11 protein-coding genes are annotated in these 7147 nt (G+C 63.7%); all 11 read right to left on the minus strand.

The genetic code is table 11. The features are described 5' to 3' along the window. Positions 1-140: 140 nt before the first annotated feature. A complete protein-coding gene (locus AC1MLZ_RS21045; protein ID WP_480961905.1) occupies positions 141-1433 on the minus strand; it encodes a hypothetical protein in 1293 nt (430 codons plus the stop codon). Between the two features lie 75 nt (positions 1434-1508). Beyond that, positions 1509-1898, minus strand: a complete 390-nt coding sequence (locus tag AC1MLZ_RS21050) for a hypothetical protein (RefSeq protein ID WP_480961906.1) — start codon at positions 1896-1898, stop codon at positions 1509-1511. A 72-nt stretch (positions 1899-1970) separates the two neighbouring features. After that, positions 1971-3380 (minus strand): hypothetical protein, encoded by a 1410-nt coding sequence (locus AC1MLZ_RS21055; RefSeq protein ID WP_480961907.1) that lies wholly within the window; start codon positions 3378-3380, stop codon positions 1971-1973. Positions 3381-3409: 29 nt separating this feature from the next. Further along, entirely contained in the window at positions 3410-3910 is a 501-nt protein-coding gene (locus AC1MLZ_RS21060) for a hypothetical protein (protein ID WP_480961908.1), read from the minus strand. Positions 3911-3986: 76 nt separating this feature from the next. Further along, positions 3987-4298 (minus strand): hypothetical protein, encoded by a 312-nt coding sequence (locus tag AC1MLZ_RS21065; protein ID WP_480961909.1) that lies wholly within the window; start codon positions 4296-4298, stop codon positions 3987-3989. A gap of 19 nt (positions 4299-4317) precedes the next feature. Next, the gene (locus AC1MLZ_RS21070) at positions 4318-4614 is read right to left on the minus strand and encodes a hypothetical protein (protein WP_480961910.1); all 297 of its coding nucleotides are present in this window, start codon (positions 4612-4614) and stop codon (positions 4318-4320) included. A 13-nt stretch (positions 4615-4627) separates the two neighbouring features. Then, positions 4628-5272, minus strand: coding sequence for a hypothetical protein (locus tag AC1MLZ_RS21075; protein ID WP_480961911.1), 645 nt, complete (start codon positions 5270-5272; stop codon positions 4628-4630). Between the two features lie 230 nt (positions 5273-5502). Next, the gene (locus AC1MLZ_RS21080; protein ID WP_480961912.1) at positions 5503-6108 is read right to left on the minus strand and encodes a DUF7007 domain-containing protein; all 606 of its coding nucleotides are present in this window, start codon (positions 6106-6108) and stop codon (positions 5503-5505) included. A 51-nt stretch (positions 6109-6159) separates the two neighbouring features. Continuing rightward, complete coding sequence (locus tag AC1MLZ_RS21085) at positions 6160-6693, minus strand: thermonuclease family protein (protein WP_480961913.1); 534 nt, start codon at positions 6691-6693, stop codon at positions 6160-6162. After that, on the minus strand, positions 6684-6875 hold the full coding sequence (locus tag AC1MLZ_RS21090; protein WP_480961914.1) for a hypothetical protein: 192 nt from the start codon (positions 6873-6875) through the stop codon (positions 6684-6686). Before AC1MLZ_RS21090 ends, AC1MLZ_RS21085 begins: the two co-directional genes overlap by 10 nt. A gap of 11 nt (positions 6876-6886) precedes the next feature. After that, on the minus strand, positions 6887-7147 hold a 261-nt coding region (locus AC1MLZ_RS21095), incomplete at its 5' end, for a DUF6927 domain-containing protein (protein ID WP_480961915.1).

Here is a 7147-nt window from a genome sequence, read left to right on the forward strand (position 1 = left end):
CGGTGTCCTCAGGCTCGGCGGGGCCATTCCCCGCATCTGCCTGTCACCTCCCCCTCCCTCTTTGTGCTTCGGGCCTACTTGGTCGGCCTGGGTAAACACTTATCACGGCACCTCTACCCGTTGCGCGGACGTTCCAGCTCTCAAGCGTAGCGACACTCATTGGATGCGAAGACTGACCAGAGGTGAGCCTCCGCATCGATCAGGTGGGCGAAGCTCTGGCTGGTGTTCCCGACGTCGACGATCCAGTCGGTCCCATACGCCTGAACGAAGCCAACCGAGTAGACGCGGCCTGCGCTATCCGATGTTGGGATTGTCGCCAGATCGTGACCCGCCGCGGCCAGGCTCGGCACATCGCGCCCCGTTACACGCCAGGTGTCGAACCGGGCCGCCTCGTCTGAGGCCGTCAGGTAATAGCGTGTGGCGACTTCCCATGCGGCGTTGACGTGAGCGAGGTCGATGCCGAGTGCATCGGCATCGCCATTCCCGACTATCGCGGCCGCGCGTGTAGCTTGCCAGGCCGCCAGCATGACCATGTTGGCGTCGAGGAAGTCGTGCGACGCACAAATACCAGCTGCGATCGTCTGGTTCTGTAGGCGCATCTGGCGCCACTCATCCGGATCGAGCTGTTCTGCGAGACCGTGTGCGAATGCGCAGGCGAGTGTCTCGATCGCAATATGCCCAAGGGCTTCGGCATAGTCGTCACCCGCATAGGCGACCGTCAGTTCGCCGACTGCGTCACGCCGGCTAAAGGTGAACCTCGCGCTCTCCGGGAATTCGCGCATCGCCGGCTGTTCGTAGTCGATCCAGATCTGTGCGGCCTCGCCCATCGGACCAACGCAAGGTCCGAAGCTCGGTGCCGTTTCGTGCCGCCAGCTCATCTCGGACCATTCCGGCGGGATCGGCATCATCGTGTCGATCGCATAGTCGGGAAAGAACGACGGCCACGTCGGCATCACCTCGTGGGTGGTGAACCCGTGGGACAGGCAGACCAGACCTTCCGTAGTTCCTAGCCGTCGGTATCCCTCGATCGTCTCGACATCGCCGTCGGCGCCGTCGATCAGCTCGGCCAGCACGTACGGCCATGCCGAGACCGGCACCCTGACGTTGAGAAACCCGTTCCACTTCGTGTCATCGGTGAAGCCGGGGAACGTGGCTCCCTCCCCGAACGACCATGCGATCGGGCGCAGACGATTGTCCTGTCGCGTTGTGTCCACGGCCTCGGGGCGGACGTCGAACTGGGCAAGCGCGCGGGCAAACGCGGTCCGGTGCTGAAAGCGGCCGAGCGCCGAAAGGACGTCGACATAGGCAGAGCGTGCCTCGTCGGTTTGGAACTCGTGTTCGGTTGCATCGCGGGCGGAGAGATATTCCCGGGCAAGTGTCACCGGGTCGGTCCGGATCGTGTCGGCGAAAGTGGCTATGTAGCGAGTGCGCATGGGGGAAGGATCCTGTCCGGCCTATTCCGGTCTCTCTCCCCTCACCCCTCTCCTCTCCTGCGCCGCCCTGGCTGGTTAGCCTGGCGTCTCGCTCTTCAGCACCGCGGCGCGTGCGCGTTCTTCTTCGGCGGTGTCCATCAGCAGCACCAGTATCGAAGGTTTGATGCCTTCAGTGAGAGCGCGCGTATCGACGATATGCCGGCCGCCCTTGGTGATCGCGAACGCATTGAACGTCGGCATGTTGCCGCCATCGGTGCTTGGGATCGTCGTTCCGCGATCGTGAAATTGAATATCGACGAACCTGGCTGTCCCGTCAGGGCTGTGAGGCTGGAAACTGAAGGTGACGCGGCGACCGTCGCTGGTTTTGGCACTAAGCGTGAAGTCGCCGTCCGGTAGGTCTATGACCTTGTACGGCACGTCGTTGAAACCGGCAAAGCCGATGGCCTCGGCATCGGCCTTGGTCATCACGGGCAGCTCGCGGATCTCAGGCATGGTCGTCTCCTCTTGAGAGAAGTTGGAAAAGCGGGGCCTGCGGTGTCAGCCGCAGGCGTCCATCAGGCGGGTGGCGCCGCCAAAGGCGCGCAGGGCTGCTGCCATTTCGCGGCGGATGTTCGTCTTGTTAGAGACGGTGATCTCGGTCGCGAGACGTTCTCCGGTGGAGGTGGCGTAGCCTTCGGCGAGTGTGCCGCCTTCGGCCTCGATCCGGATCAGGTGGCCACGGCGCGGCGCGGGGCCGACATGGCGGACAGTAAATTCACCGAGCTTGCCGGTCAGGCCCTTGATCGCCTTGCCCCAACGGATGTGGCCGGCGCCAAGATTGTCGGTGCCGTCATAGCCTCGGTCGAGCCAGCATCGCAGGTGCGCACGCTGTTGTAAGAGCGAGTTTTGCGATCGCTCCATGTTCGCACACAGCGGCAACGCGCTTGCGAAGGCGTCGACGATGCGGAGGTAGTCGCCCTGAACCGCTATCAGGACGTCATCGATCTCGCGTTGACTGAGGATGGCGCGGAGGGCATCGCCGTGGCTAGGATCGGCGATCATTTCGTCGGCGCGAGAAGCCGCGATCGGCACCTTCGTCTCGACCGGGCAGCCATTCACGACGAAGCCGTCATGGCGGTCGATCGTGACTATCGTCATGGCCTCGGTGCCGGGTCGGGCGCGGATCTCATCAACGAGGCGCAGACTCGAGACGCGCATCAACCCTGGCGTCACCTCTTCGATCGTGGCGTCAGAGACGATCAGCAGACGCCGCGACCACCGCGTTGGGCGGGCGTGATCGTTCGGCTTGGGCCAGCTGCTCGGCGCCGGTCGTGCCCTCGGCGGTAGTGGCGCTACCGGGCGTTGATTATCCCGACGAATGGCGGCGAGGTTGCTGCGGCGGGCGGCGTCAAACAAGTCGGCCTGGTCACCGCCACCATCGGCAAAACCACGGTCATAGGCCTCGCGCTTGGCGTCCTGCCGGCGCGAGCCATCGGCGCAAAAGCGATGCTCCCAACCGGCATCGGCCGCGGTCCAGCCGCTCGCGTAGGCAACGGCCAGATCCCAGTCATAGCCGTAGCGATCCCGGCCACGCAGGATCGCAATCTCGCTATCGACAATCGTCCCTTCACGGGCGCGCGATTCCATGAAGGCGAAGTTCCGGGTCTGCCGTTCGGCCTCCGTCCTGGCGGCTATCGCGTCGTTCAATGGCTTCATCGCCGCGATACGTTCGCGTCCCCTTGCCATCCGGTCCTCCAGTGGCGCCGTGGGTGGCAAATCCGGATAGGATCGCCAGATCAGGGCCAGCTCGGTTGCCTGTTCGACCGACCGGCCACGCGTCAGCCAGCAACGCATATCGGTGGAATCAAAATAGTCCGGCTCTACGGCCTCGGCGTCACGCGGTGACCGGACAAGGGGGAACGCTCCCGCCGGGACGATCCCGGTGGGCTGCGATTGCAGCATCAGCATTGGCTCAATCCTTCAGAGGATGGGCGGGATTACGCTTCGACCAGACGTTGGCGCGCGGCCTCCGCTTGTTGCGGAAAGGCCGCTGCGAGGTGGCCGTGAAGGATACCGAAGTCAGCGATCGGGAACGTCCCGTCGGCGTTCGGCCTTGTCGTCAGCAGCGCACCGATCACCAGCTCGACGTGGTCGAGGCGTTCGATCTTGGCGACCGAACCAGCGTAGATGACCGGGGGCGTAAATCCGGCCTCGAGCCATGACCCCAGACCTTCCTCTACCGCCTCGGCATATGCCTGAACGGCTTCGTCTTCCTCGTCCTCGATGTGGAGGGCGAGCGTACGATAGACGCCAAAGTCATGTCGGTTCGTGTGCGGTCCAAGCTTGCAGCCGGCGGGCGGCATACCGTGCCGCGCTATGACCGCCAGCTTGTAGGCCAAGACCTCGAACGTGTTCACGGCCTCGAAGTCCGGCGTCTGGCCGAGTTGGGCGCAGTCCTCGTTGGCCGGTGCGCCACCAATATCGATAATGTAGGACATGGGGTATCTCCATCGATCCACTTGGATCGACCTAAACACCATCCCCCTTCCCTCTAACGCCTGCGAAGCGGGTTGCTCAGGATCGATAAAGGAACGGGCGCACCGCGCGCTGCGCCGGTCCGTCGACCGATCCGAGCGTCTTGAGGCGGTCGGTCTCAAGCGTAGCGCCGAGCGTTTCCGGCAGGTCGGCATAGCGTGCGGCAATCTCGATCGCCGCTGCTGCGGTCGGTAACTCGTCGGGCTCAGTACCCTGCCATTCGACCATGTCATCTTCGCCTTTCAGGGTCGGATGAGGACGCAGGACCTGAACGAAAAACGTCGCCAAGGGTCGATCCCAACCGATCGCTACAGTGGTGCCGGCGTTGCCGGTGAAAGTATGACGGCTCATCAATTAATCCCCCAGTCGGTCAGGAAGCGAGCGTGATCCACGCAAGCTGCCACGGACGCGGATGCGGCGTAAAGCGGAGTACGCCGGGGACCTGTTCAGCATCACCAGCCAGCCGCTCGACCAGCCAGTCGATATAGAGCATGGCATCGGCCATATCTCCCTCGAGCAGGTCGTCGAGCATCGCCGACTGGCGCGCGTGATCCTCGGTGAGCATCGACCAGTCGAGCGCATCAAGGAAACGCTCCCGTCGCTCGATGAAGTACGCAATGCGCGTGGCGTCGGCTCGTGCAACCGCGAGTGCGTCTTGGATGTGCATGGGCATCACTCCTTCAGGCGGCGATCAGGACCGGGGCGACAGGCGCGACCGGGCGGACTGCGATCGACAGATCACGGCGCAGGCGATCAGCGAAGCGGTCCGGCTTCAGCAGATCGGCCATCGGCGCGTAGTGGTTGGGCTGGCTCGTGCTATCGCAGACAGCCCGGTACGCTACCTCGCGACCCTCGTGACGTGCGCCGATCCTGACGGTGACGGCAAACTCGCCGGCCGCCAGCAGGACATGGCCGGATTGATCGCGTTCGCCCGGAAGCGACACTATATCGAATGTCCCCGGTGCCAGGCCAATGCAGACGGCGAGGGCGTTCATCGCCTCGGTCGCTTCGATATGAAAACGCTCCTTGCCGCCGGCGTCATATTCCACGCCGCGGATTGCGAGCGCCAGCAGCGTCGGGAACCGCTTCAGGTCTTCGAGGCGGCGCCTGCAGGCGTGGCGAAGTACCTCGCGGGGCGCACGATTGGTCGACACGGTTGCCATGTGACGCGCCAGCAGGACGACAGCGGGGTCGCTGCTGGGATCGACGCCGGCATTGCGGCAGTCGTCGACCGCTTTTCCCATTGCGTGCAATGTCGCGACGACGGTGGTGAGGGCGCTCGGGTCCAGCGCTTGTTGGTGGCGGAAAGGCACATCGTAAATCATCGACGCATGCTCCGAATGAGGACCGTGCGCTCTTTCGACGCACACTCTTCACCCCCCTCTCTTCTCCCGCGACACCCGGTTTGCGCTCGTATCGTCAGCCCCTCAGGGCTGGGCGCTTGGGCACGTCTCGGGAAAGATGTTGCCGGATTTTGGCAACATCTTTCCGGCCTTTAGTCGGCCCCCTCCCCCTCCGTTGGCCAGAGGGGGTAGGGCGACGACGCTCCCGATCGTCACGGCACCAGTTCGACATCAAGAGCCGCAAAGGTGTTGATCGAGCGTGAGCTATCGTAGCGTCCTGCATCACACAGGCCTTTGAAGTCCGGGCCTTCATACTGTGCAAAGCCCAGATGATCGCAGCCGGTGATGCGTTGCCCGGTGACGCCGATCTTGCCCTTGGGCACCCAGTCGGCCCAGTCTCCGGACGCTGAGCGCACCCCGATCTCTCCGATCGCGGCCTCGTAGAGCGCTACCTTCTTCAGGACGTAGCTATCGCTTGGGCTGATAACCTCGCCGGTGAAGGCACCGTACTGCATCGGTCGCCAGTGACGTGCGGTCTGATGGGCAAGGTCGCGCTCGATATCGAACAGCGGGTCTTTCAGCGCTGCGAACTCGGTCTCGAACCCGACGATCACCAGCGACCAGTTGACGTCCTCCTCGTAGTAGATGCTGTCGAGGCGCAGCGCGTCCGGCATCGCAGCCTGACGCTCATCCGACAGGACGAAGCCACCATGCGAGGGGGTGGTAACGAACCAGATGCCTGGCAGGCGCTGGATCGCGGTATCGGGGGTGTCCCAGAGCGTATGCACGGGCGCGGGAGTCGAAGTGAAAGCGGGCATGATCGTCTCCTTGATCGATACCCTTCCCCTCCCCCTTCTCTCCCACGCGATTCAGCGCTCTCGGCTGCTTTTGCCCCGGGCTTCGCACGAGAGGCGTTCGCCGCGACGCCATTTTGCCGGATCGATGAAGTAGCCGGCATGCACGCCGGCATGTCTGGCCTCGGCGTTTTCATAAGCTGCGAAATAACGCTGGGCGCGCTCGGGGTCGCTTTTCAGGTAGCTGGTCGCCGGCACGGCAAGCCCCGCGGCGATCATGCTCTCACCAAGGTCCTGGCCCCCGATCTCGACCGTTCCGATCGGACGACCGTAGCTTTGCTTGCCCGTCAGGCGGATCGTGCTGCTTCCTGATTTCAGGAGCTTCGACGCATAGTCCTGCGCTGCCTTGCCGCACGGCCAGCAGCCATCCGTATTTCGACACAATTGCCGCTTCTCGAAGGCATCAGCCCCAAAAATCCGGACGTCGAACGATACGGTGTCACCGTCGATCGCGCGACCGTCAGCTCGGATCATCGACGGGTCTTCGGCCTGGGACGCGGCCCCTCCGCAGGCGGCAAGGGCAAAAGCGAGGACAAGGGTCATGCGCATGCGTGTGCGTCCTGGATCAGGGCGTCGCTCGTCTCGAGGATCAGCCACGGCTGCAGCGGCTCGTCCGTAGCGACGATGTCGGTGTGGATCCCGTCAAGACGCATCCATGCGGCGACCCTGACGGCGTTGGACCTGCTGCACAGCACACGGCGCAGCGGCGAGAGGGGAGTGTCGGCAGACATGGGGCTATCCATCATGCTGGTGTCGCATACGCGGTAGGGGCCGCGAAGACGGTGCGGTGAACTTTGGTTTCGGGGACGACAGACCAGGCCAGGTCGCGGAAGTGCGAGATGCGGTAGTGGCCGTGCCCCTTGTCACTCCGGAAGGTGATCTTCTCGCCGCGTTTCACGACGATGAACTCGGTGCCGGTATGGCCGTCGCTGAACGAAACCGGGCGGGGAAGTCTGATCCGCATCCCGTTATCGATTTTGCGGGCGTGCAGCCTTAGCCGAGC

It is taken from the genome of Sphingomonas sp. PEI4, from assembly GCF_056679955.1.

Bases quoted from the DNA above. Each gene is read 5' to 3' on its own strand.
- AC1MLZ_RS21075 (WP_480961911.1), bottom strand. From the start codon at position 5,272: ATGATTTACGATGTGCCTTTCCGCCACCAACAAGCGCTGGACCCGAGC.
- AC1MLZ_RS21065 (WP_480961909.1), bottom strand. From the start codon at position 4,298: ATGAGCCGTCATACTTTCACCGGCAACGCCGGCACCACTGTAGCGATC.
- AC1MLZ_RS21090 (WP_480961914.1), bottom strand. From the start codon at position 6,875: ATGTCTGCCGACACTCCCCTCTCGCCGCTGCGCCGTGTGCTGTGCAGC.
- AC1MLZ_RS21080 (WP_480961912.1), bottom strand. From the start codon at position 6,108: ATGCCCGCTTTCACTTCGACTCCCGCGCCCGTGCATACGCTCTGGGAC.
- AC1MLZ_RS21055 (WP_480961907.1), bottom strand. From the start codon at position 3,380: ATGCTGATGCTGCAATCGCAGCCCACCGGGATCGTCCCGGCGGGAGCG.
- AC1MLZ_RS21050 (WP_480961906.1), bottom strand. From the start codon at position 1,898: ATGACCAAGGCCGATGCCGAGGCCATCGGCTTTGCCGGTTTCAACGAC.
- AC1MLZ_RS21060 (WP_480961908.1), bottom strand. From the start codon at position 3,910: ATGTCCTACATTATCGATATTGGTGGCGCACCGGCCAACGAGGACTGC.
- AC1MLZ_RS21085 (WP_480961913.1), bottom strand. From the start codon at position 6,693: ATGCGCATGACCCTTGTCCTCGCTTTTGCCCTTGCCGCCTGCGGAGGG.
- AC1MLZ_RS21070 (WP_480961910.1), bottom strand. From the start codon at position 4,614: ATGCACATCCAAGACGCACTCGCGGTTGCACGAGCCGACGCCACGCGC.
- AC1MLZ_RS21045 (WP_480961905.1), bottom strand. From the start codon at position 1,433: ATGCGCACTCGCTACATAGCCACTTTCGCCGACACGATCCGGACCGAC.